Origin of the sequence: Pseudomonas sp. BBP2017, from assembly GCF_003024385.1 — a bacterium.
Taxonomy (GTDB): Bacteria; Pseudomonadota; Gammaproteobacteria; order Pseudomonadales; family Pseudomonadaceae; genus Aquipseudomonas.
Map to the genome: position 1 here is coordinate 1 of NZ_PVZN01000012.1, position 21,266 is coordinate 21,266.

21 protein-coding genes and 1 tRNA gene are annotated in these 21,266 nt (G+C 57.3%); 9 read left to right on the forward strand and 13 right to left on the reverse strand.

The window, feature by feature from the left end; all coding sequences use genetic code 11:
• Positions 1-221 precede the first annotated feature (221 nt).
• Positions 222-809, forward strand: a complete 588-nt coding sequence (locus C6382_RS15400) for a hypothetical protein (protein ID WP_107025272.1) — start codon at positions 222-224, stop codon at positions 807-809.
• Between the two features lie 252 nt (positions 810-1,061).
• The gene (locus C6382_RS15405) at positions 1,062-2,354 is read left to right on the forward strand and encodes an OprD family porin (protein WP_107025273.1); all 1,293 of its coding nucleotides are present in this window, start codon (positions 1,062-1,064) and stop codon (positions 2,352-2,354) included.
• Positions 2,355-2,496: 142 nt separating this feature from the next.
• Here the strand turns inward: C6382_RS15405 and C6382_RS15410 are convergent, their stop codons facing one another.
• Positions 2,497-3,642 (reverse strand): lysozyme inhibitor LprI family protein, encoded by a 1,146-nt coding sequence (locus tag C6382_RS15410; protein WP_107025274.1) that lies wholly within the window; start codon positions 3,640-3,642, stop codon positions 2,497-2,499.
• A 174-nt stretch (positions 3,643-3,816) separates the two neighbouring features.
• Between C6382_RS15410 and rfaD the strand changes: the two genes are divergently transcribed.
• From rfaD to C6382_RS15425, 3 genes are all read left to right on the forward strand, one after another.
• Positions 3,817-4,824, forward strand: a complete 1,008-nt coding sequence (gene rfaD, locus C6382_RS15415) for an ADP-glyceromanno-heptose 6-epimerase (protein ID WP_107025275.1) — start codon at positions 3,817-3,819, stop codon at positions 4,822-4,824.
• 176 nt (positions 4,825-5,000) lie between these two features.
• Positions 5,001-5,180: a type II toxin-antitoxin system HicA family toxin gene (locus C6382_RS15420; RefSeq protein WP_107025276.1), complete on the forward strand. Its 180-nt coding sequence runs from the start codon at positions 5,001-5,003 to the stop codon at positions 5,178-5,180.
• 26 nt (positions 5,181-5,206) lie between these two features.
• A complete protein-coding gene (locus tag C6382_RS15425) occupies positions 5,207-5,614 on the forward strand; it encodes a type II toxin-antitoxin system HicB family antitoxin (RefSeq protein WP_107025392.1) in 408 nt (135 codons plus the stop codon).
• Positions 5,615-5,819: 205 nt separating this feature from the next.
• Here the strand turns inward: C6382_RS15425 and C6382_RS15430 are convergent, their stop codons facing one another.
• The 7 genes from C6382_RS15430 to C6382_RS15465 form a co-directional block, all read right to left on the reverse strand.
• On the reverse strand, positions 5,820-6,296 hold the full coding sequence (locus tag C6382_RS15430) for a Bro-N domain-containing protein (protein WP_107025277.1): 477 nt from the start codon (positions 6,294-6,296) through the stop codon (positions 5,820-5,822).
• 717 nt (positions 6,297-7,013) lie between these two features.
• Positions 7,014-9,386: a DEAD/DEAH box helicase family protein gene (locus C6382_RS15435; protein ID WP_107025278.1), complete on the reverse strand. Its 2,373-nt coding sequence runs from the start codon at positions 9,384-9,386 to the stop codon at positions 7,014-7,016.
• Between the two features lie 196 nt (positions 9,387-9,582).
• Complete coding sequence (locus C6382_RS15440) at positions 9,583-9,858, reverse strand: hypothetical protein (RefSeq protein ID WP_107025279.1); 276 nt, start codon at positions 9,856-9,858, stop codon at positions 9,583-9,585.
• Entirely contained in the window at positions 9,851-10,834 is a 984-nt protein-coding gene (locus C6382_RS15445) for an integrase domain-containing protein (RefSeq protein ID WP_107025280.1), read from the reverse strand. The genes C6382_RS15440 and C6382_RS15445 overlap by 8 nt, the downstream gene beginning before the upstream one ends.
• A gap of 910 nt (positions 10,835-11,744) precedes the next feature.
• Positions 11,745-13,067 carry an integrase arm-type DNA-binding domain-containing protein gene (locus C6382_RS15455; protein WP_107025281.1) on the reverse strand — a complete coding sequence of 441 codons (1,323 nt, stop codon included), beginning with the start codon at positions 13,065-13,067 and terminating at the stop codon, positions 11,745-11,747.
• Between the two features lie 173 nt (positions 13,068-13,240).
• Positions 13,241-13,316 (reverse strand) — tRNA-Thr (locus tag C6382_RS15460).
• A 97-nt stretch (positions 13,317-13,413) separates the two neighbouring features.
• Positions 13,414-13,656 carry a hypothetical protein gene (locus C6382_RS15465; protein WP_107025282.1) on the reverse strand — a complete coding sequence of 81 codons (243 nt, stop codon included), beginning with the start codon at positions 13,654-13,656 and terminating at the stop codon, positions 13,414-13,416.
• Between the two features lie 439 nt (positions 13,657-14,095).
• Between C6382_RS15465 and C6382_RS15470 the strand changes: the two genes are divergently transcribed.
• Both C6382_RS15470 and mdtI read left to right on the forward strand, forming a co-directional pair.
• Positions 14,096-14,455 carry a multidrug/spermidine efflux SMR transporter subunit MdtJ gene (locus C6382_RS15470; RefSeq protein WP_038605728.1) on the forward strand — a complete coding sequence of 120 codons (360 nt, stop codon included), beginning with the start codon at positions 14,096-14,098 and terminating at the stop codon, positions 14,453-14,455.
• Positions 14,449-14,778 carry a multidrug/spermidine efflux SMR transporter subunit MdtI gene (gene mdtI / locus C6382_RS15475; protein ID WP_107025283.1) on the forward strand — a complete coding sequence of 110 codons (330 nt, stop codon included), beginning with the start codon at positions 14,449-14,451 and terminating at the stop codon, positions 14,776-14,778. The genes C6382_RS15470 and mdtI overlap by 7 nt, the downstream gene beginning before the upstream one ends.
• Positions 14,779-15,017: 239 nt before the next feature.
• Here mdtI and C6382_RS15480 read toward each other — a convergent pair whose 3' ends face one another.
• The 5 genes from C6382_RS15480 to C6382_RS15500 are packed head-to-tail and all read right to left on the reverse strand — an operon-like array spanning position 15,018 to position 19,248.
• The gene (locus tag C6382_RS15480; RefSeq protein ID WP_107025284.1) at positions 15,018-16,238 is read right to left on the reverse strand and encodes a methyltransferase; all 1,221 of its coding nucleotides are present in this window, start codon (positions 16,236-16,238) and stop codon (positions 15,018-15,020) included.
• Between the two features lie 45 nt (positions 16,239-16,283).
• A complete protein-coding gene (locus C6382_RS15485; protein WP_107025285.1) occupies positions 16,284-16,973 on the reverse strand; it encodes an ABC transporter permease in 690 nt (229 codons plus the stop codon).
• Positions 16,970-17,626 carry an ABC transporter permease gene (locus tag C6382_RS15490; protein ID WP_107025286.1) on the reverse strand — a complete coding sequence of 219 codons (657 nt, stop codon included), beginning with the start codon at positions 17,624-17,626 and terminating at the stop codon, positions 16,970-16,972. Before C6382_RS15490 ends, C6382_RS15485 begins: the two co-directional genes overlap by 4 nt.
• 58 nt (positions 17,627-17,684) lie before the next feature.
• Positions 17,685-18,461: an ABC transporter substrate-binding protein gene (locus tag C6382_RS15495; RefSeq protein WP_107025287.1), complete on the reverse strand. Its 777-nt coding sequence runs from the start codon at positions 18,459-18,461 to the stop codon at positions 17,685-17,687.
• Between the two features lie 13 nt (positions 18,462-18,474).
• Complete coding sequence (locus C6382_RS15500) at positions 18,475-19,248, reverse strand: ABC transporter ATP-binding protein (RefSeq protein WP_107025288.1); 774 nt, start codon at positions 19,246-19,248, stop codon at positions 18,475-18,477.
• A gap of 195 nt (positions 19,249-19,443) precedes the next feature.
• Between C6382_RS15500 and C6382_RS23905 the strand changes: the two genes are divergently transcribed.
• Together C6382_RS23905 and gabP are read left to right on the forward strand one after the other, a co-directional pair.
• Positions 19,444-19,623, forward strand: coding sequence for a hypothetical protein (locus C6382_RS23905; RefSeq protein ID WP_146146914.1), 180 nt, complete (start codon positions 19,444-19,446; stop codon positions 19,621-19,623).
• A 232-nt stretch (positions 19,624-19,855) separates the two neighbouring features.
• The gene (gabP, locus tag C6382_RS15505) at positions 19,856-21,250 is read left to right on the forward strand and encodes a GABA permease (RefSeq protein WP_107025289.1); all 1,395 of its coding nucleotides are present in this window, start codon (positions 19,856-19,858) and stop codon (positions 21,248-21,250) included.
• Positions 21,251-21,266 lie beyond the last annotated feature (16 nt).

The window sequence follows — 21,266 nt, forward strand, 5'->3', positions numbered from 1 at the left end:
TGATCACTTCGACGTCTACTTCTGTCACCGCAAGCTGAGAACCATCGATTTCAACAACCCGGATGGCAAGCGATAATGTGTCAACCATGTCCCCGTACATGTGTCAGCGATGTCTCCGGTCCATACACGGGTGTTAGATAAGTACAACCTTCGGTCAGATGGCTTTTTCCAAAATGAAGCTGCAGGCGACTTTGCCTTCATCGACACAAGGAAGTAGTTCTATGGCCAGCCATCGGGAAAAATCATTCATCGCTACTGTCTCGTCGGAGTTCGGTACGCTTGGGCATTTCAGTCAGTTGCACACGGAGAATCTCTTAGATCCATTCATTGGATTTTCCTGGTTCGGCATCAGGCATCATTCCGCTGCCCATATGCTCGGACATGTTGGTGAACACAAGCTCATACCACCATTGCACTGGTATTTTCGTTCCACCGACAGCGGCTATGCGATTTTCGTTAGAAGCCAACGGTTTTTCGGCAGGTTCATCGGTTACCGCGACGGATATTTCGGTGCGTTCGGCACGGAAGCGGAAGGCCGCTCGATGTTCAGCCTTGAGCCTGTCATTGCTGAAGAAGGTCGATACGCAGAAGAGATTGGCGAAGGTGGTGAAGTCATCACTCGACTGATCTCACGGGACACAGGTAAATCGCTATGCCTGCGAGACAAACTCTTTCAATATCGGGCTGGAAAACGCTGGCAGCAAAAGCGTTGTACCTACATTACTGCGGATGGCGGTAAGCCTCTCCACCTGCGTCTCCATATTGTCCAGACCAACGCACCTTACATAGACAACCCCAATGAGCGCTGAAAGCGCAAGTTGATCGGAGCTTCCTTAGCCATTCGGGCGATTTCACGAAATTTTGACATGTCGATCCGCGCACGGATAGGATTCGGTCAACGCCTGTAGGCCCATAGGCCAAGAGTCCAGAATAAAAGGCCCGCTGCGATCACTCGCAGGCGGGCTTTTTATTGTCTGGCCCGCGAGCGTCAACCCACGCAGGGGGCGTGGTTTTGGGCGTAGGTCGCAGAGCGTATTTGACTATGTAATAAGGAAAACAAGATGTTGAAAACCAGGATCAGCCTGATCGCGCTGGGGCTTATGGCAGCGACTCAGGCTTCGGCCAATGACCAGGCCTCTTCAAACGGCTTTATCGAAGACAGCAGCGCCAGCCTTTTGCTGCGCAACGCGTTCATCAACCGCGACAAGAAGCACGACACCCAGGACCAGCGCGAATGGGGCCAGGCCTTCATCGGCAAGTTCTCCTCCGGCTTCACCCAGGGCGCCGTTGGTGTCGGTGTGGATGCTTTCGGTCTGTATGCTGTGCGTCTGGACGGCGGTAAAGGTCACAACGGCGGTGCCGGTATCGACTTCTTCAAACCGGCTGATGGCGACTCGCCGACCAACCAGCAAAATTCCCCGCACAACCTGGCCCGTGGTGGCGCCGCAGTCAAATTCCGCGTCTCCAACACTGTACTGAAGTACGGCGACCAAATGCCGGAACTGCCAGTGCTGCAGCACGACGATGGCCGCCTGCTGCCAGAAAGCTACACCGGTACCTTGATCACCTCCAAAGAGATCCAGGGCCTGGAACTGAACGCCGGTCGTTTCACCCAGGAAGCGCGTAAAAGTGCTGAAGGTCGTGACAGCGGTGGTCTGAAGTCGATCAACGTATTCGGCGGTAGCTACAAGTTCACCGAGAACCTGTCGGCCTCGCTGTACGGTTCCGACGTCGAAGACGTGCTGAAGAAGCAGTACCTGGGCGTCAACTACGTTCACCCGCTCGCGGCTGACCAGTCCCTGACCCTGGACTTCAACGGCTACAAGACCAAGCTGGACCGCGAGTTCGCCACCGCCGACCGTCGTGACAACACCATCTGGAGCCTGGCGGCAACTTACGGTTTCGGCCCGCACTCGGTGACCCTCGCGCACCAGCGCAGCACCGGTGATACCGGCTACAACTACGGTGGCTATCAAAACGCCGGTGGCGTGGGTGATGGTGGTTCGACCATCTACCTGGCCAACTCCTACTGGTCTGACTTCAACAACGAAGACGAGCGTTCCTGGCAGCTGGCCTATGGTCTGGACTTCGGCGCCTTCGGCGTACCGGGCCTGACCTACAAAGTGGCTTACGTGCGTGGTGACCACATCAACACCCGTGGCTTCGGCGAAGGTGAAGAGCGCGAGATCTTCAACCAGTTCAAGTACGTGGTTCAGGAAGGCGCTGCCAAGGACCTGTCGATCAAACTGCGTAGCTCGTTCCTGCGTACCTCCACCAGCCTGCGTCAGGCCGAACTCAACGACGACGGCAACGAAGTCCGCGTGTTCATCGAGTACCCGATCAGCATCCTCTGATTGCTGTTTGCGTCTCCAGCGACCCCGGCCTAGGCCGGCACCACCAATGCGCACCTTGTCGCGCAGGGTCAGCGGCGATCTCGCTGCTGACCTTATGCCCGGGCGCCGACGCGCTGTTGCGCTGTCGGTGCCTGGCTGAGCTTTATTGGTCGGGGGCGATGGCGACCATCAACCGGTCGGTTTCGAGGTAAACGACGGCCTCGCGGCCCAGAACGTCTACGGGGTAAGCGGAAATCGCTTCGTGTTCGGGGACGATTTTCTCCAGGGTCTTGTGTTGCAGGTCGACTCGCCAGACACAGGCAAAGTCGCCGCTGTTGTCGAAATACAGCACCGGCCGGGTCTCGTTCCACACCGGGTTGACCAGGCTCCAGCCACCATCGTTCGGGTCCATCACCCGGTCGTAGCTGTTGCCGTCGTGGGTGTAAGGGTAGTGCAGCAGCAGGCCGGTGTTGTCGGCATTCAGGTCCTGGGCAATCCGCGCCTTGGAAAAGCGCATGCTACTGGGCTCGGCGGCGTACAGCCGGGTTGAAGGTTGCGGCGCAAGCTTGGAGCCCAAGGTGTAGGCCATGCTTTGCTCGGCTTCACCCTCCATGCGCTGGCGATAGTAGAACACCCCGTCAATGATGCCGGCATAACGTGCGCCCTGGTCGTTGGCGCCGGTCTTGTTCCAGCCGCTGAAGCGAATGTCGCGGACAATCGGGTGCAGGCCTGGGCGCGCATCGGAGTACTCGTAGAGCGAACCGAAATAGCGGCGTCCGGCTATAGCGCCGGGATTGCGGGTGCTCTGGTCCGGGGACTGACCAACGAAAATCACCACATTCAGCACGCCGTCCAGGGTCGCCACATCAACTACCTGAACAAAGGAGCGGGCGTTGACTTCAGGGATCGTGGCCAGGGCAAAGCGTTGCCACGGCGCCTCTTCGATGCGCCTGTAGATCTGTTGCTCAGGCAAGGGGGCCAATGGCGCGGTCTCGGCTTGAGGGCTGGCCGGGGTCAGCCTGGCGATCTGCTGATCATAAGCATCCTCAAGGCATGCGGCCGACGCGCAGCGGTTACGTACCTCGCGCAGCCATTGCCTTTCCAGTTCACGGAAAACCTTGCGGTCTTTGAGCGGCTGGTAACGCTCATTGAGCAGGTCATCTTTGGCTGACAAGGAAGGCGTGGTGCAGACGGCGCTTTCCACCAGGGTGCCGGCCTTGCTGCAATCGAAGCTGGCGGAAAAGGCAGCGGGGCTGGTCAGACAGGCAATGATCAGGCTGGCAGGCAGCAGGCGCGTAAAGGCTTTCATCAGACATCCATGTGCACAAGAGCGGGTGAGGGATGATAAGTCAGGGGCGGCAGTCACGGCAAAGTCACAACCCGACGAGCGTCACGGTTATCGGCAAAACTATTGATCCTGGTTAATTCTTGCCCAGTCATCCTGCCTAGACTGACGGCTCAGCACCCTTAAAGGGGACATGGCATGACGATTATCGTGACCGGCGCCGCCGGGTTTATTGGTAGCAATCTGGTGCAGGCCCTCAACCAGCGTGGCGAAACCGAGATCATTGCTGTTGATGACTTGACCGACGGCGACAAGTTTCGCAACCTGGCCGACAGCGAGATTGCGGACTACCTCGACAAGGACGACTTCCTTGAGCGCTTTGCCCGCGGCCAGTTCGGCAAGGTCCGCGCCGTGCTGCACCAGGGCGCCTGCTCCAGCACCGTCGAAGACGACGGCCGTTTCATGATGGACAACAACTACCGCTTCAGCCGCGACCTGCTCGACGCTGCCCAAGGCCTGCAGGTGCCTTTGCTGTATGCCTCATCGGCGGCGGTGTATGGCGCCGGGCGGGACTTTCGCGAACAGCGCGAAGGTGAGCGGCCCTTGAACGTCTATGGCTATTCCAAATTCCTCTTCGACCAGCGCGTGCGCAGGCAACTGCCTGCCGCGCGCAGCCAGATCGTTGGCCTGCGTTACTTCAACGTCTACGGCCCGCATGAACAGCACAAAGGCGCGATGGCTTCGGTGGCGTTGCACTGCTTCAACCAGTATCAGGCCCATGGCAGAGTCAGCCTGTTTGGCAGTTACGGTGATTACCCCAGTGGTGGGCACCTGCGCGATTTCGTCTCGGTGGAGGACGTGGTCAAGGTCAACCTGTTCTTCCTCGACCGCCCGCAGCTGAGCGGCATTTTCAATGTTGGCAGTGGCCGTGCCCAGCCGTTCAACGACGTGGCCCTGGCGGTGATCAACCGCCTGCGGGAGCAGCAGGATGTGCCGCCCTTGTCACTGGAGATGGCCTTGCTTGAAGGCATCCTCGAGTACAGCGAATTTCCCGAGCACCTGCGTGGCAAGTACCAGTGCTACACCTGCGCCGATCTTGAGCGCCTGCGCGCTGTGGGCTATCAGGCGCCGACGCTGACGGTTGAGCAGGGTGTGGCTCGTTACTGTGATTGGTTGCAGGGGCTCGCAAGCCCGCCGCCAATGTAGGGCTTGCACATCGCAAAATGCTGCAGCACTTCGCAGCGAGAGGGCGTCACGGCCTTTGTCATACTGCGCTGTCACTGGCTCTAGCGAGTTAGCTCGCCTGGGTGTCGGTGGGTACAGTGTTGATGAATGTCGATCGGTGGTTATAATAACCACTAATCGGCTGGTCAGGGACGACTATGAATAGCCGACAACTCATTGCTCAAATTGAAGCTGACGGCTGGTATCTGGTGAGAATCAGAGGCAGCCATCACTATTTCAGGCATCCGGTAAAACCTGGCCTGGTGACGATCCCTCACCCGAAGAAGGATCTCCTGGCCAGGACGGCGAGCAGCATACTGAAACAAGCCCGGCTCTGATGGGTAGCGCTGAAGAGGATCTCAAGATGCTTTTTCCTATTGCGATTCTTCCCGGTGATGAGCAGCACGCTTGGGGAGTTGAGGTTCCAGACATCCCGGGTTGCTTCTCTGCAGGGGACGATCTTGACGATGCCATGGCGATGGCGCGCGAAGCCATCGAAGGTCACCTTGAGATGCTTGCCCAGGACGGGCAGATGATTCCCAAAGCCAGCACGGTGACAACCCACGCGACCAATCCAGCGTTTGCAGGCTGCACTTGGGCGGTGATCGATATCGATATCACCAAATATCTGGGCAAGGCTGAAAAGCTGAACATCACGTTACCGGCTTATTTGCTTAGCCGAATCGATGCTTATGTGAAAAATCATCCAGAACAGAAGAGCCGATCAGGCTTTTTGGCTGAGGCGGCGTTGAAGGTACTGCAGGGGACTTGAGTGGGTTCTGACCCCAAAACGCTACGACCTCTTGGTACTAATGAGGTCCATCCAGACAGCGCCGAATTGGCAGCCCTGGCTGGATGGCCCTGTGCGAATGATCAAGTCCCAGCCATTCTGTCGGTGCGCCTTGGTTTTACAGCGCTACGTTTACCTTTTAGCCGAGTGAAGTCGTCACCAGTCCGGCTTCGAAGGCTTAAACAGGTCACTTAAGTGAGTTAACCGGTGCCCGCTCTACCGACGGCATCAGCACTGGCATATCCCGCCACTTAACCCAGGCATCGTTCTGCCAATGCAACAAACTCACCGAGCGCCCTGCCCATTGCAACGAGCTTAGGGTTGGCCCTTGCTCACTTGGCGGTGAAGTACTGCGCAATGCGGGAATGACCTCGTGAGTAAGCCACAGGCGTAGATTCCGGTTCTCAGGAATGTGGTGATAGATCATGAGTGCGTACATGCCCGACTCGCTGACCATCAAGGTCTTCTGTGCTTCGCCGTGATACGTGAGCCACAAAAACCGGTACTGGTCGGTGCCAAGCTTGCGCATGAGACGCTCATCCAGGTGGCAGCCCATCAAGCGACCAAGATCAACAACACTGAACCATGCTTGAGATTCCAGCATCAGTGCATGGATGAAGCGATTATTGCGAGTGAACCGGGTTGATTCGAAATGCTCGTTCATTTTGAAGTGCCCACTAGTCGTGATAACACCGCCTCCTGACGCCAATCAGGGTGGGCGGAACCGTATGGGTTGGCGTACCGGCTAGTTGGACCCCGGCGCATCCGAAGATGCCCACATACGGCCCGCCCATAACAGGCAGCCACACGCAGGACACAAAAAGCCGCGGCGGCGGCTTTCGTGTCACCCAACCAGCCAGGACGCCAATCCTGTATCGCTGATGTGCAGCGACGGATGAACCCTACTGACCGATGCTTGGTTGGGCAAGATGGAAAGGGTGACAGTGTCTGTACGAAATTTCTAGATGTGGCTGGTGCTGGGCTGACATTGCTGTCGGCGGCTGCTTGTTTGCGCAGCTATTCACCTTGAGTCAGGTGCTGGGTATCCAATGGGGCTGCTTTGCAGCCCATCGCCGGCAATGCCGGCTCCTACAGGGGATTGCGGTGTTTTTACTGCGCAAACAAAAAAGGCCCACCTTTCGGTGAGCCTCTTTTTTACTGCGGCACCAGGAGTCGAACTATTTTATAAACTATTGAATTAGCTGATTAATATTTAAAGTCCTGTGCGATTCTACCTCTAACACTACCTCAAGGTCCTCGTACGCCTGAGGATCTTGCTTGACGTGACTAACGGCGAAGGGCCGGAGTCGACCCCACAGCGGCCGGTCATTCGTCTATGAACGTGGGGCCGTATATGTGTCAACTGTCAACCACGTTAAAGTTAGAGTAGGTCCATGGTGGCCATGGAATCAGCCATGCGGTAGCCCATCGCTTTGTAACCCGCCTGGCGCTTATCCCACATCCTCAGCAGCGCGACATTACCCACGTCAACGAAATCGATCACTCGCACGTCGGCCTTATCGGCATGTGATCGATGCAACCGCCCCGCATATTGCTGAAGGATACCCTTCCATGAGATGGGCATTGCCAGCACCAGCGTGTCCAACGGCGGATGATCGAAGCCTTCACCTACTAGTTTTCCTGTTGCCAGCAGCACTCGTGGAGCATCAGGGGGAAGGGACTCAAGATCATGCATACGGGAAGTTCGCTGTTTCTTAGGCACTCGCCCATGAAGCGTGAAAAGGTTATGCACGCGCTGCTTCAATTCTAATTCAAGGGCATCCACATGTTCCGTCCGCTCCGTTAGCACTAGAATTTTTCTACCCTCGTTGTACGCCAGCTCAATCTCCGAGACGATTTTGGCTGTCCGCTCAGAGTCGTCGGCTAGACGCCGAAAAACGTCCTGAATCCCAAAGCCGTCGGGGACCACTATTGGTTTGGGCAGCAATCGAGGCATGACAGATAGGTCATGGGGCGCACTCGCTGGTCGAGCAGCAGAATGTCGGATCGGTCCGCACTGCATAAAAATAATGGGCTGCTGTCCATCTCGGCGCACTGGGGTTGCTGTGAGTCCCAATACGTACCGCGCGGTCGCGCTCCTCAGTAGTGCCTCGAATGACACTGCTGATAGGTGATGACACTCATCAACGATGATCTGGCCGTAGTTTTTTACCTGATCGCTGATCTCGCCTTTTCGCGATAACGACTGCATGACGGCAATGTCGATGATGCCTGTAAGCTTCGCTTTTCCGCCCCCAAGAGTACCAACGACACCATTCCCGACTCCCAAGAACGCCTGCAAGCGCTCTTGCCACTGCCTTAACAATTCCGTCCGATGCACAAGCACCAATGTGTTAACGCCACGTTTAGCAATCAATGCAGCAGCACTCACCGTTTTACCGAACGCTGTCGGCGCGCAGAGGATACCGGTGTCATGACTTAGCATTGTGCTGATCGCATCTTCCTGGTCGGGACGCAGGGTACCGAGGAAGCTCACGTCGATGGGACTACCTGCGAAGCGTTCATCTTGAAAAACTGGGGTAATGCCGTTTTCCCCTAACAGCTCCAGCACAGCATCCAAGCAGCCACGTGGCAGCGCAAAATGTTTGGGAAAATTCTGGGCACAGCCGATGACCCTCGGCTTGTTCCACACCGACATACGCATGGCTTGAGCTTTATAGAATTCGGGGTTTTGAAAAGCAGCGAGCCGGACAAGCTGGTTTGCCAACGGCTGTGGCAATACCGCTTTTTCAAAGTAAATCATGTTAGCCAGCGTGATGTTGACGGACGCCGGCAACGGGCATGTCAATTTACGTGATCTTGACTCACGACCTTTCCAAGGTTCTGCATCGCCTTCGTCATCAACATAGGTGACGCCTATAGGATCCCGATTGCCCATCGCCTGGGTGACAACGGCCTGGATATCTTCTGGGTCCATTCGCTGAACCGATGCCAGGAAGGCCCACTGATCGGGATGAGGTTCAAGCGTGTCGTCTACAAAAACGCTGTTGTTGTGAGCTCTGGCCCGCTTTTGCAAAGGGAGCGCGATGAGATTTCCGAAGCCGCCCTTAGGCATATAGTCCTGATTTGGAAACAGCCGATCATAGGAACTGAGCGCCAATTGGCGTGTACGTTCACATGCATGACTGATGATTGCAGCACCGAGGCGGCGCGCATCATGAGCAGGAACATTTAGCTCGAAAAAAACCCAGCAGTGAGCCCCTTTACCTGAACGCGATATTTCCAGTGCCACTGGGACATCCAGTTCATGGCACGACTGAGCAAAAGCTCGTGCATCATCACGCCATTCGGCTTCATCGAAGTCGACAGCCAGAAAATAACAGGTGTCATCAGGAAGCAAGGGGTAGATACCAACCACCACTTCACCTGCTAGATGGCGATAGATCACTTCATCGGTAAGTGGAAGTAGCTGACGGTTACCGCAGTCGCCACATTTGATTCGAGGCTTCTCACAAACGCCAGGCCTCCATTCGTTTGCGCAAGCGGGAGCGTATCCTGATTTGCCTGCCTTGCTTTCCCAGCGGATGGGATAAACGTCCGTCCTACCACGAAACAAGCTTTGGAATAGGGCAAGCTTCCCTTCAGTATCGAGTTGCTGTGAGTGTTCTGCTTGGACAATCGCTATCTTGACTGGCTCAGCAGGCGGGCGCCAATCGATGCCATGAGCATCCAGCAAGGCAATCAATCTTGCATTCTCAGCCCTTAGCTTCGCCACCAGACTAGTGTCTATCACCGCCTTCAGCCTCTACGTCTCAGGTGAAGCCTGTAGCCTCGAGCTACAACCCTCAGTCCATCAGTAAAACATAGAGGTTATCAAACAACAGAGGTTTGGTTCAGGGGCTCAAGAGGTCTACCCTAATCCCAATCAAATCGTTGGCTGGATCAATCTGCCGGTGAGGGATACAGAGCTCGCAGTTGTTGGCATTCGGCTAGCGTTGAAAATTCCAGGATTTTCCTAGGCGCAGAGTGATCAGGTTTGTGGTCAGCAGGTAGTAGTAGCACGTCGATTTCGAGTTTGAGTTCATGTGGTGGTTCAAAAACCAAACGAGATGTTTTCTTTGCCATGTCCATGGATTATCTCGGTTCCAGCGTTCAGAAATGGTTGCTTGAATTGTCTTGGCCTGGCGGATGTGACGTTCGCGTGTGGCATGTGCTCCAGTCAGTACCCCAGCCAAGAACAGCTCCATATCGAATGCCTTACTCATGCGCGCCCCCGATGTACGCCGATACCACGTCGATTCGACCGTGTCCCAGCTCATAGCTGATTAGTAAACGTGCCTCTCGATCAAGGCGCGGATCGAGGTGCCTGCACCTGCCACCGTTGATAGGCGCCAGGTGATGGGTGATCTGCTCATAGCGTTCGCACGCATATGCCGCGCGCAGTTCGTGGAAGCCTTTGAGGTTGTGCTGATGGAGGATGTCCCGGGCGGGGCGGACGATTTCCCGTTGAAAATCGAGGTAGCTCTCGTTTGGTGCAAGCAGGTTGCGGTTACCGTCGGGCGAGACCTGTTCGGCGTACCTGAGCGCTTCGCGAATATGGTCATCCACCATGATCCAACGAGGCGCGGTTGCGCCGCCGCGGCCACCTTTGGTGCCATCCTGGATGTTGATCTTGTCGTAGTGTTCGGCTTCTCTTTGCAGGCGCGGAAGGTCAGCCAAGATGGCCTCACGCAAGCGCATCCCGGTTGCTCGCGCCAACTGCGCGATGGCGGCAGCACGTGGCTGCTGATGTCCGCAGAGGGCGTCGACGATCCGCTTCACGTGTTCGCGGTCTTGGCCTTGTGGCACCGAGCGACGAACACTGGTGCGCCGCATTCCTAACGCCTTGCTCGGGCTCGGCACCTTCACATACTGATCACCGCGAAGCGCAGCCATCGTTCGGTTGACACTGGACAACCGATTTTGCGCGGTGGCGATGCAGATAGCCCCTTGTTCAACTTGCTGCCGCAGATGTCCGGCATAGTCCAACAAGGTTTGCCGATCTATCTGCCGCGCATCATTAAACCCTGGCCCATCCTCTGAGCGACACCAGTGCACAAACGCCCGCCACCGATCACTGTGTGCTTTGACGGTTCCGTAGTGCCCGCCGCCAAACAGATCTTTCAATGCCTGTGGCCCGGCATAACTCAGTTGCCGACCCCATCCAAAATTTCGCCCGTCCCGTCTACCGACCAATGCCATGATCTCACTTCTCTCGAAGCCAAACTTTTAAAAACTTCCCCACGTCATCCCGCCATGGATGTTGAGTGCTATCAGGGATCAAGGCCCCTGCGACCTGTGAGGGTTGTCCACTAACGCGGGACTGGCGGCTCCTTACGGCCAAGAGCTTGGGCATCTCATGATCTGGCCTCCTGAGCACTTCCGAGGAAGTGGGCGGGTGGAGGCTGTGCTGGCTGACGAGTCCGGCGCCGCGAGATCCTGAGTCGGGTGAAGGCAGGGATGTGATGACCGGGGCGTGCCTGACTGTCAGTCGGGTGCAGTCCATTCCGTGGGCTGCGGCACCATCATCTGCATCGCTGTTGCTGGTGATTTCGGTGTTTGTCACGCCGATTATCACGAGGGGGAATGCCGCAAAGCCTTGTACGAGTTGGGCTGCAGCAGCGGTAGGAGCGTCCGTCTCTTTCCGGAAGAAAGAGACGGACACGCAGGTTGGCGCAGTGAAATGGCCAAGCGGATAGGTTGCTGCAGGGCAGCCGGGTAGGGTGGATTTTGCCGTAGTAGGCAAAGCTGAGAAGTAGGCATCCATCACATTGCTGTGACTGTGCGAGCCGCCGGACGCTAATCGCACTTGGGGGAGAACCACCACGGAGTGGCGTAGCTTTAAAGGTTCTGGCTACCTGGGTTGCTGTCAACGACAGCGCTTGCACGATCTTTTCTACGCCTGTGGATAATTTCGGTCAAGGCTCGATTTTTTGGGGGTTCTGCGGCTGTGGATGAAATTATCCACCGGTGGATATCAGTGGTTTTCCACAGACAGTTGCGTGGGCATTAGATTTTTTAAGTGAGGTCCATCGAACCAGGGCGGCTTTGCAGCCCTGGTTGGATGGACCCGCGTGGACAAGCGGATCACTGAGATATGAAGACCGAGCGCTTACTCAGTTGCGCCACGCTTCGTTTTTAGGCGAGTGACGTTTGCTCCGGTCTGGTTCGCGAATTCGTGTGGAGTGACATGCTCCTGCCGGTTGGCCTCCAGGTACCGGCTCCACCAGTTCATGATCAGCCTACGCTCCTCGATAAACTCTGCCTTGTGGATGTAAGCGGCGCGGACGTTGTTGCGTTCCTTGTGGCTCATCTGCCTTTCAATAGCGGTCTCGGACCACAGTCCAGATTCAATCAGCGCGCTACAGGCCATTGAGCGAAAGCCATGGCCGCAGATTTCGTTTTTGGTGTCGAAACCCATCTTTCGAAGCGCGCTGTTTACCGTGTTTTCAGACATTGGCTTCCAGGGCTTGGCATCGCCTGCAAACACCAAGTCGAATTTGCCAGTGAGGACATGGATCTGTTCGAGCAGGGCTGCGGCTTGCGGCGATAAGGGGACAAGGTGGATATCCCCGGCCATCTTTGTACCCCTTGTGGAAAAGGGTACTCCGTCCAACGCGGGTCGAGTGTCCGGTATTTCCCAGGTGCCGCGCTTGAGATCGAATTCGCTCCAGCGGGCGAAGCGCAGTTCGCTGGAGCGTACGAACACGTGTAGGGATAGCAGCACTGTAAGTCGGGTCAGTGCTCGCCCGTGGTAGGTATCGATGAGTACGAGTAATTCCGGCAAACGCGATAAGGGTAGGGCAGGCCGGTGAACTACTCGCGGAGCTTTCATCGAGCCTTCGAGGTCGTACGCAGGGTTCGCGGTAATCAGTCGAGAGCGTTTGGCTTCGCGCATGATGCTTTGCAGGTAGTTTTGTACCCTTAACGCGACGTCAATTGTTCCCCGTAGCTTGATCGCTTCCAAGGGTTGGAGAAGGTCGAACGTATCCAATTCTGCGATATTCCGAGCGCCAAGAAGTGGAAAGACATGGGTCTTGAGGCGGCTCATCACCGTTTTGGAATGACCTGGCGCCCACTTCGTCGACATTTGTTTGTGCCACGCCATTGCGATACTTTCGAATGTTCGCCCCTTAATTGCGGCGTCGGCCTTGGCTTTCTGCTTCTTCTCGACTGGATCAATCCCTTCGGCCAAGAGGCGCTTGGCTTCCAGGCGCTTGCGGCGAGCGTCGGCGAGGCTAATGACAGGATAGTTACCGAACGAGGTGAGCCCTTCTTTGCCGTCAGGTTTGACGTATCGGAGACGCCAGCCTTTACGGCCATTGGGTTGGACTAGAAGGTAGAGGCCGTCGCCGTCGAAAAGCTTATAGGCGCGATCAGTGGGTTTTGCCGAGCGGCAGGCCGAATCGCTGAGTGGGGCAGTGGTGCGCGACATAAGGGTACTCCCTTTTATCGAACTGGCTGTGTACCCTTAAATCTACCCCTAAAACGGCTGGAATCCACCAGATTTTGACGTAACCCGACGGAACGCTAAAACGAAAAAACCCGCCAGAAGGCGGGTTTTTCGGGGGTTCCAGAGATTTTGAAAGCCTTCTCTGGAACCTTGTATGGTGCCGGCACCAGGAATCGAACCCGGGACCTACTGATTACAAGTCAGTTGCTCTACCATCTGAGCTATACCGGCACAGGGGCGTCATTATAGCGATCAGTTTGCGTCTGTAAACTACTTCTGCAAGATTCCTTGCGATGTCCGTTTTCAATAGGCATCACCAGCGATTTTCTTACCAGCCGCGATGCAATGTCGTGGCGTCGGGTTCGGCTTTGCTCGGGTCGAATAGCATCGGTTTGTGCTCGTGGCAGCCGCGCTTGTTGCAGTGCCTGTAGGGCTGAGCCGGCAGGCCGTTGTCGCCGAGGACCTGCATCTTTGGCATGTCCCAGCCGGAGTCCGGCGTGTAGCTTGAGCTGCTGCAACCGGCCAGGGCCAGGATGAAGCTGAGCAAGGTGAGTGAGCTGAGAGTGTTCACAGTGAATTCCGTTTTCCGCAGGTTTCAGTCTTTGTTGAGGTTACCGTTTTTCAGCACGACAGGTGCGCTTGCGTAATCCCGATAATTTCGGGCAGATCCTTGTACCCCGACCTGGCCAGCGACGCTTTTAAGGGTGAAAAGTATAATTTACGAACCTTTCTGCAGCCTTTAAGGGCTTTCACCTGAATACGTGCTCAACAACGCGAAATTTAATTAGTAATTTTCTATCGATTTGACTTTAACGATGCCTTGAGCTAATTTGTTGTTCATTATGTTGAACAGTAAAGCGTTTCTGCTCCCCACCTCTCGTCTGGTCTCCCGTGAAAATCACTGGACCGGCGGTCTCTAGCGCCTCCCCCGACAAGCAGCTTTTTCTCTCTTTTTGTCTGTAGCCGCCGCCATTTGTGCGTTCGGTTTGTGTCGCCCGTGGGAGGGCATCATGCGTTCCTGGATCTATTTGTTTATCGCTATCACCGCCGAGGTAATCGGCACCGCGTCGATGAAATTCGCCGCCACTGAGCATCCTGTTCTTGGTCATGGCTTGATGTACGCGATGATCGGTCTGTCGTACTTCTTTCTGGCCCTGGCAGTAAAACGCGTGCCGGTGGGCGTTGCCTATGCGCTGTGGGAAGGCATCGGCATCGTGCTGATTACCCTGATCAGCGTTACCTGGCTGGGTGAAAGCCTGGGCTTGCTCAAGGCTGCGGGCCTGGGTGTGATGATCGCCGGTATCCTGCTGATCAAGGCCGGTACCCGCCCGGCACCTGCCGAGCGCAACATGGAGGCCCTGCCATGCTGAGCATGAACTGGATACCTTTTGCCTGGCTTGGCCTGGCCATCGTGCTGGAAGTTATCGCCAACCTGCTGCTCAAGTACTCTGACGGTTTCCGCAAGCGTGGCCTGGGGATTACCTCGATTCTCTGTGTGCTGGCGGCCTTTACCGCGCTGGCTCAGGCTGTTCGCGATATTGAATTGTCGCTGGCTTATGCCATTTGGGGCGGCTTCGGCATCCTCGCCACTGTGGCGATGGGCTGGGCATTGTTTGGTCAGCGTCTGGCCGGGCGTGGCTGGTTGGGCCTGGTGCTGTTGCTGGCGGGTATGAGCCTGCTGAAACTGGCCTGATTTGCCCGCTTAGAGCAAATCGCTAAAGCGCTTATGCACAATGCATGTGCCAGCCAGGCAGTACGTGCGTCGGAGCGACGCAGGCCGTTTGTCTTTGCGCAAATGGCTGTTTTTGCTGGCGATAAGCCGCTGAACAAAAAACCGCCAATCGCTGAAAGCGCTTGGATCCAAGGATTTTCAGGGTTTTTTCAAAAGGTTGCCCACAGACTTATCCACAGGCTGCGCACAGCTGGCGTCGGCTACTGGCGTTCGGCCAGAAGCATCAAATTGCGTGGTGTCAGCGGTTGCTCGCAAAACACTCCCAACTGCACCCGGTAGCCTTGCTCCTGCAAGTACAAGCCGCGGTCCAGCACCAGCCACAGCTCCAGTGGGCGCCGGAACAGATTGCGCAGCAGCTCCAGGTTGCGCACTTCGGCCAGGCGTTGCCAGCCCTTGGCCTGCAATGCCTCCCAGTCGGGGGCGTGATCGATCTGCAGGTCTTTGAGGGCAGCCAGATCCTGACAGTAGTCGGCGAAGGGTTTGTGCAGCCAGCTGACCGGCAATGACGGTGTCGGCAAGTACTCATCCTGACCGCGCAGCTGGCGCTGCAACAGGTCGAATCCCAGGCGCCTGGCCATCGACTCGTCGCGCTGACGTCGTACCCGCGCGCCAGCGGTAACGGTTTCGCTCAGGGGCAGGCCCAGATCATCAACTGACAGCTGCAAGCCTGAAGTCATGGCGGCGGCGGACAGTGGCTGATACTGCGACGCGCGGATACGGTTGTAGCAGCAAGGCGCTATGGCCAGTTGGCGGCAGCCCTGACGACTGGCCAGTTGCAGCAGACGTACATGCAGGTCGCCGCAGGCATGCAGGGCCACTGCCGTGTGTTCGCTGCTCAGTTGACGGTCGGCATCTTCGGCCAGTACGTCCTGCAACAGGTGCTGGCTGGCCAGGCCATGATGCTGGCTGAGCGTCTGGCCTGCTGCGACCAGTGCTGCGTCGTATTCCAGGCAGGTCAGTTGTTGCCTGTCGGCTTGCAGCAGCCGACGCCCAAGGTGGCCTTTGCCCGAGCACCAGTCGAGCCAGTGTTGCGGTTGGCGGGTAAAACCCAGGTGGCTGGCAAACGCTTCGATTTGCTGCCATTTGCGCCCAGGCACATCGACATTCAAGCGGTGGCCTGCCGAGGGCAGGGTGACTGTGGATAACTCGCCAACCTCTGACAGCTGAGCGGCCAGGCTTGCCAGCTGTGGAAAAGGCGCGGGTGCGTGCAATTGTTCGGGATGGTTGTGTGCTGCCTCCGCCTCGTTCAGCGAGCGTTGCCGCAGCCAACTGGCCAGAGCCGGGTGCTCAGCTTCCCAGGGCAGGTGCAGCTGGATGAAGGGGCGTGGCCGCCACAGCGACTGGTGCTCGCGCAGGAAGCCGTCCAGGGCCTGGAAGCGGCTCAGCAGTTGGTGATCTTCGAGTGGATGGGAAGTGGTCATGGGCAGATACGAAAACGGGGCTGTGATCAGCCCCGTTATACAGGTTCAGCGACCCTGGCAGGCGTCGACGCGCAGCCAGCGTTCGAGTTGCTTGAACGCTTGCACCAGCACGAAGGAGATCACCAGGTACAGCATGCCGGCGGCAAAGAAAATCTCGATCGGCATGTAGGTACGGGCGATGATGGTCCGCGCCATACCGATGATGTCCAGCAGGGTCACGGTGCTGGCCAGGGCACTGGCCTTGAGCATCAGGATCACTTCGTTGCTGTACGCCGGCAGGCCGATGCGCGCCGCACGTGGCAGCATGATGAAGATCATTGCCTTGGTCCGCGACATGCCCAGGGCGCGTGCTGCTTCGATCTCGCCACGAGGAATGGCTTGCAGGGCGCCACGCAGGATCTCAGCTATGTAAGCCGCCGTGTGCAGGGTCATGGTCAGTACCGTGCACCAGAACGGATCACGCAGGTACGGCCACAAGGCGCTGTTTTTCACTGCATCGAACTGCGCCAGGCCGTAGTACACCAGGAACAGTTGCACCAGCAGCGGCGTGCCACGGAAGAAGAAGATGTAGCCAAACGGCAGGGCGCGTACATACCAGTGCCGCGACGAGCGGGCGATACCCAGCGGGATTGCCAGGATCAGCCCGACGATAACGGCAATGGCCAGCAGTTCCAGGGTTAGTGTGGCACCCTGGACCAGCTTTGGCAGCCACTTGATGATGACTTCCCAGTTCATTGGTTGGCCCTCGCGAAGCCGCGAGCGGCGCGTTTTTCCAGAAAGTGCATAACGATCATGGCGATGATGGTCAGCCCCAGGTAGATGAAGGCTGCGGCCATGTAGAAGGTGAACGGCAACTTGGTGTTGGTTACCCCGTTCTGCGCCTGACGCATGATCTCTTCCAGGCCGATGACGGACACCAGGGCGGTATCTTTCATCAGGATCATGAACAGGTTGCCCAGTCCCGGCAGGGCCATGCGCCACATCTGCGGCAGGATCAGCCGGGTGAAAATCCGTCCCTTGGACAGGCCCAGGGCCAGGCCCGCTTCACGGTGGCCCTTGGGGATGGCCAGGATCGCGCCACGGAATACTTCTGTGGCATAGGCGCCGAAGCACAGGCCGAGGGCGATGACGCCAGCAACGAAGGGTTTGTCCATCATCGTCGCGAAGCTGAAGTAGATAAACAGTACCCAGAGCAATTCCGGCACGCCGCGAACCAGCGTCGAGTAGGTGCCACCGAGCCATTGCAGGGGTTTGAATGGCGAGGTCTTGGCCAAGGCGCCGAGCAGCCCCAGCACCAGCCCCACGCAGAGGGCTGACAACGCCAGTTTGACGGTCATCAGTGTCCCGGCCGCAAGCGCCGGACCGAATCCGTATAGATCAATATTCATGGGCAGGTGTGTTCAAAGGACGGGCACCGCCGGTGAAGGCGGTGCCGGTCGGGGCGAATCAATAGATGCTGAACGGGAAGTACTTGTCGTTGATCTTCTTGTAGGTGCCGTCAGCAACGATTTCTTTCAGCGCAGCGTTGAGCTTCTCGCGCAGTGGGTCGCCTTTGCGCACAGCGATACCGATTTCGTCGCTCTCGACCACAGGCTCGCCTTTGAACTCGTAGTTTTTGCCCGCTTCGGATTTGAGCCAGTCGTAGTTGACGAACTTGTCAGCCAGCAGGGCATCGACGCGACCGGAAGTCAGGTCCAGGTAGGCGTTTTCCTGGGTGTCGTAGAGCTTGATGGCTTTGACGTCGTCGCTGAAGTTGTCTTCCAGCCAGGTGCCGGACAGGGTGGCGCGCTGGGTGCCGATGGTCTTGCCCTTGAGCGAGGCCTTGAGCGAGTCCATGTCAGTCTTGTCGATCTTGAAGTCGCTGTTCTTCGGGGCGATGAACTGCAGCTTGTTGGAGTAGTAGCGGTCGGTGAAGTCGACGGCCTGCTTGCGCTCGTCGGTGATCGACAGCGACGAGACGATGAAGTCGTACTTCTTGGCCAGCAGCGACGGGATGATGCCGTCCCAGTCGGAGGTGACCACTTCGCACTCGACCTTCATCTTGGCGCACAGGGCGTCACCGATGTCTTTGTCGAAGCCGACGACCTGGCCACTGGCGTCCTTGCTGTTGAACGGCGGGTAGGCCGCCTCGATGCCCATTTTCAGTTTCTCGGCAGCCATTGCATTGGCCGAGAACACCAGCGTGGCGGCAGCGGCCAGGAGGAATTTCTTATAGGTCTGCATGCGTGTTGCTCCGTTAGCGGTTGCTGGACATGAATTGTTTACAACGCGCCGAGTTCGGGTTTTCAAAAACCTGCTGCGGCGTTCCCTGCTCTTCGACCAGCCCTTGGTGCAGGAAGACAACTTCACTGGACACCTGGCGGGCGAAGCCCATTTCGTGCGTAACCAGTAGCATGGTACGGCCTTCTTCGGCGAGGGCGCGGATAACGTTGAGCACTTCCTGGACCATTTCCGGATCCAGGGCCGAGGTCGGCTCATCGAACAGAATGACCTTGGGCTTCATTGCCAGGGTCCGGGCAATGGCTGCGCGCTGTTGCTGGCCACCGGACAATTCGGCCGGGTAGCTGTAGCGCTTGTTGTGAATACCCACCTTGTTGAGCAGTGCCTCGGCATGCTCGATGGCTTCGGCCTTGCTCTGGCCGAGCACGCGGCGTGGCGCCTCGATGATGTTGTCGAGGATGCTCATGTGCGGCCACAGGTTGAAATTCTGGAACACGAAGCCGATCTCGCTGCGCAGGCGGTTGATCTGCTTGTTGTCGGCCGCCACCAGTTCGCCGTTCTTCGCGGCCTTGAGCCGGAGCTCTTCACCGGCTACCAGAATCTGGCCCTGGTGCGGGTTCTCCAGCAGGTTGATGCAGCGCAGCAGAGTGGACTTGCCGGAGCCGGAGGATCCCAGGATCGAGATTACGTCGCCATCGCGTGCGGTCAACGAGATGCCCTTGAGGATCTCCTGATCACCGTAGCGTTTGTGCAGGTTGCGGATTTCCAGCGCGGGCGTGGCCTCAGCCATGTGCGGTCCTCATGTGTTCTGGTGCGCTCCTGCTGTTGGCGGCCTTCTTGGCGAGCGCCAAGCTAGCATAGCGGCCGAATGACAGCCAACAAGGTCGGGAGGGGCAAGCGGTTGCCAAGAGGGCCAGTGTCGCATCGCTGCAGCGGACTGTCGCGCCGATGACCACTTGCCTTCGTTTCCAGGGCCGGAGCCTTGATGAAAAAAGGCGCGATGGTGCCATTTTTGGTCAGTGCTGGGAAGTCGTTTCTGACCTTGCGCACAGCTTTAGCGCCTGAATCCTGCGAATGGTTGCGCCTGCCGGTTGCGCCTTTTTGCTCAGAAGTTGTGCGAGGGGTGTTACCGCAGGAGAATTTTGGTGCGACTGGGCATTTGTAAGTGAGTATTTCAGTAATTGTGTTTTTCCGACTGTTTTTGAAGGGCTTTCGGTCAGGTTCTGGCAGAAAGGCCTGTAAGCCTTGTTTGACAGGGGTGTGAGATATTTCGAACGAGCGGTCATGGTGGTGGCGCGGATATTGCCTTATGCATCGGCAACAGGATGTAGCAATCTTTTATTCAAGGCGCGCCTCAGGTCGCAGGATTAAAACGCAATTCTTGCAAAGGTAGTTTTATGAGCGGTACGCATAGTTCCAATGGCCTCGCTCAGGGGCTCAAACAACGGCATGTCACCATGCTGTCCATTGCTGGTGTGATCGGTGCCGGCCTGTTCGTAGGTTCCGGCCATGCCATTGCCGCTGCCGGCCCGGCCGTTCTGCTGGCCTATGCTGCCGCCGGTACCCTGGTGGTACTGGTGATGCGCATGCTCGGGGAGATGGCGGTCGCCTCGCCGGATACCGGCTCCTTCTCTACTTATGCCGACAAGGCCATCGGCCACTGGGCCGGTTTTACCATTGGCTGGCTGTACTGGTGGTTCTGGGTACTGGTGATTCCGCTGGAAGCCAACGCCGCAGCGGCCATCCTGCATGCCTGGTTCCCTGATGTCGGCATCTGGGTCTTTAGCCTGGTCATTACCCTGCTGCTGACCGCGACCAACCTGTTCAGCGTGAAGAACTATGGCGAGTTCGAGTTCTGGTTCGCCCTGCTAAAAGTCATCGCAATCATCGGCTTCATCATTCTTGGCCTGGCGGCAGTGTTCGGTTTCCTGCCCAACAGTCAGGTCAGCGGCGTCAGCCACCTGTTCGACACCCAGGGCTTCATGCCTAACGGTCTGGGCGCGGTGCTGGCAGCGATGCTGACTACCATGTTCTCGTTCATGGGTACCGAGATCGTCACGATTGCGGCAGCCGAGTCCAAGGATCCGTGCAAGCAGATCTCCAAGGCCACCAACTCGGTGATCTGGCGGATCTTCCTGTTCTACCTCGTGTCGATCTTCCTGGTAGTGGCGCTGGTGCCGTGGAACAGCAGTGAGCTGGCAGAAGTCGGTTCCTACCAGACTGTGCTGGAACTGATGGGCATTCCCAATGCCAAGCTGATCGTCGACATCGTTGTGCTGATCGCGGTAACCAGCTGCCTGAACTCGGCGCTGTACACCTCTTCGCGCATGCTCTTCTCCCTGAGTAAGCGTGGTGATGCACCGGCCGTGGCCCAGCGCACCACCTCCAGCGCTACCCCGTATGTTGCTGTGGTGCTGTCGACGGCGGCGGCGTTCCTGACTGTGATTGCCAACTACGTGGCACCTGCCGCGGTGTTTGAGTTCTTGCTGGCCAGCTCCGGCGCCATTGCCTTGCTGGTGTATCTGGTAATTGCCATCTCGCAGCTGCGCATGCGCCGCCAGCGTATGGCGCGTGGCGAGAAGATCGCGTTCAAGATGTGGCTGTTCCCGGGCCTGACCTGGGCGACCATCTTCTTCATCGTCGCCATTCTCACCGTGATGCTGATCCGTCCAGATCACCGTATCGAGATCATCGCGACCGGCTTGCTGTCGATTGCCGTGGTTGCGGCCGGGCTGCTGGTGGCGCGCAAGCGCAAGGCCGAGGCGGCTGGGCGTGCGGTGCTGAACAACTGATTCAGTGCTGTTGAAA

Bases quoted from the DNA above. Each gene is read 5' to 3' on its own strand.
- C6382_RS15400 (WP_107025272.1), top strand. From the start codon at position 222: ATGGCCAGCCATCGGGAAAAATCATTCATCGCTACTGTCTCGTCGGAG.
- C6382_RS15405 (WP_107025273.1), top strand. From the start codon at position 1,062: ATGTTGAAAACCAGGATCAGCCTGATCGCGCTGGGGCTTATGGCAGCG.
- C6382_RS15410 (WP_107025274.1), bottom strand. From the start codon at position 3,642: ATGAAAGCCTTTACGCGCCTGCTGCCTGCCAGCCTGATCATTGCCTGT.
- rfaD (WP_107025275.1), top strand. From the start codon at position 3,817: ATGACGATTATCGTGACCGGCGCCGCCGGGTTTATTGGTAGCAATCTG.
- C6382_RS15420 (WP_107025276.1), top strand. From the start codon at position 5,001: ATGAATAGCCGACAACTCATTGCTCAAATTGAAGCTGACGGCTGGTAT.
- C6382_RS15425 (WP_107025392.1), top strand. From the start codon at position 5,207: ATGCTTTTTCCTATTGCGATTCTTCCCGGTGATGAGCAGCACGCTTGG.
- C6382_RS15430 (WP_107025277.1), bottom strand. From the start codon at position 6,296: ATGAACGAGCATTTCGAATCAACCCGGTTCACTCGCAATAATCGCTTC.
- C6382_RS15440 (WP_107025279.1), bottom strand. From the start codon at position 9,858: ATGAGTAAGGCATTCGATATGGAGCTGTTCTTGGCTGGGGTACTGACT.
- C6382_RS15445 (WP_107025280.1), bottom strand. From the start codon at position 10,834: ATGGCATTGGTCGGTAGACGGGACGGGCGAAATTTTGGATGGGGTCGG.
- C6382_RS15455 (WP_107025281.1), bottom strand. From the start codon at position 13,067: ATGTCGCGCACCACTGCCCCACTCAGCGATTCGGCCTGCCGCTCGGCA.
- C6382_RS15470 (WP_038605728.1), top strand. From the start codon at position 14,096: ATGCGTTCCTGGATCTATTTGTTTATCGCTATCACCGCCGAGGTAATC.
- mdtI (WP_107025283.1), top strand. From the start codon at position 14,449: ATGCTGAGCATGAACTGGATACCTTTTGCCTGGCTTGGCCTGGCCATC.
- C6382_RS15480 (WP_107025284.1), bottom strand. From the start codon at position 16,238: ATGACCACTTCCCATCCACTCGAAGATCACCAACTGCTGAGCCGCTTC.
- C6382_RS15485 (WP_107025285.1), bottom strand. From the start codon at position 16,973: ATGAACTGGGAAGTCATCATCAAGTGGCTGCCAAAGCTGGTCCAGGGT.
- C6382_RS15490 (WP_107025286.1), bottom strand. From the start codon at position 17,626: ATGAATATTGATCTATACGGATTCGGTCCGGCGCTTGCGGCCGGGACA.
- C6382_RS15495 (WP_107025287.1), bottom strand. From the start codon at position 18,461: ATGCAGACCTATAAGAAATTCCTCCTGGCCGCTGCCGCCACGCTGGTG.
- C6382_RS15500 (WP_107025288.1), bottom strand. From the start codon at position 19,248: ATGGCTGAGGCCACGCCCGCGCTGGAAATCCGCAACCTGCACAAACGC.
- C6382_RS23905 (WP_146146914.1), top strand. From the start codon at position 19,444: ATGAAAAAAGGCGCGATGGTGCCATTTTTGGTCAGTGCTGGGAAGTCG.
- gabP (WP_107025289.1), top strand. From the start codon at position 19,856: ATGAGCGGTACGCATAGTTCCAATGGCCTCGCTCAGGGGCTCAAACAA.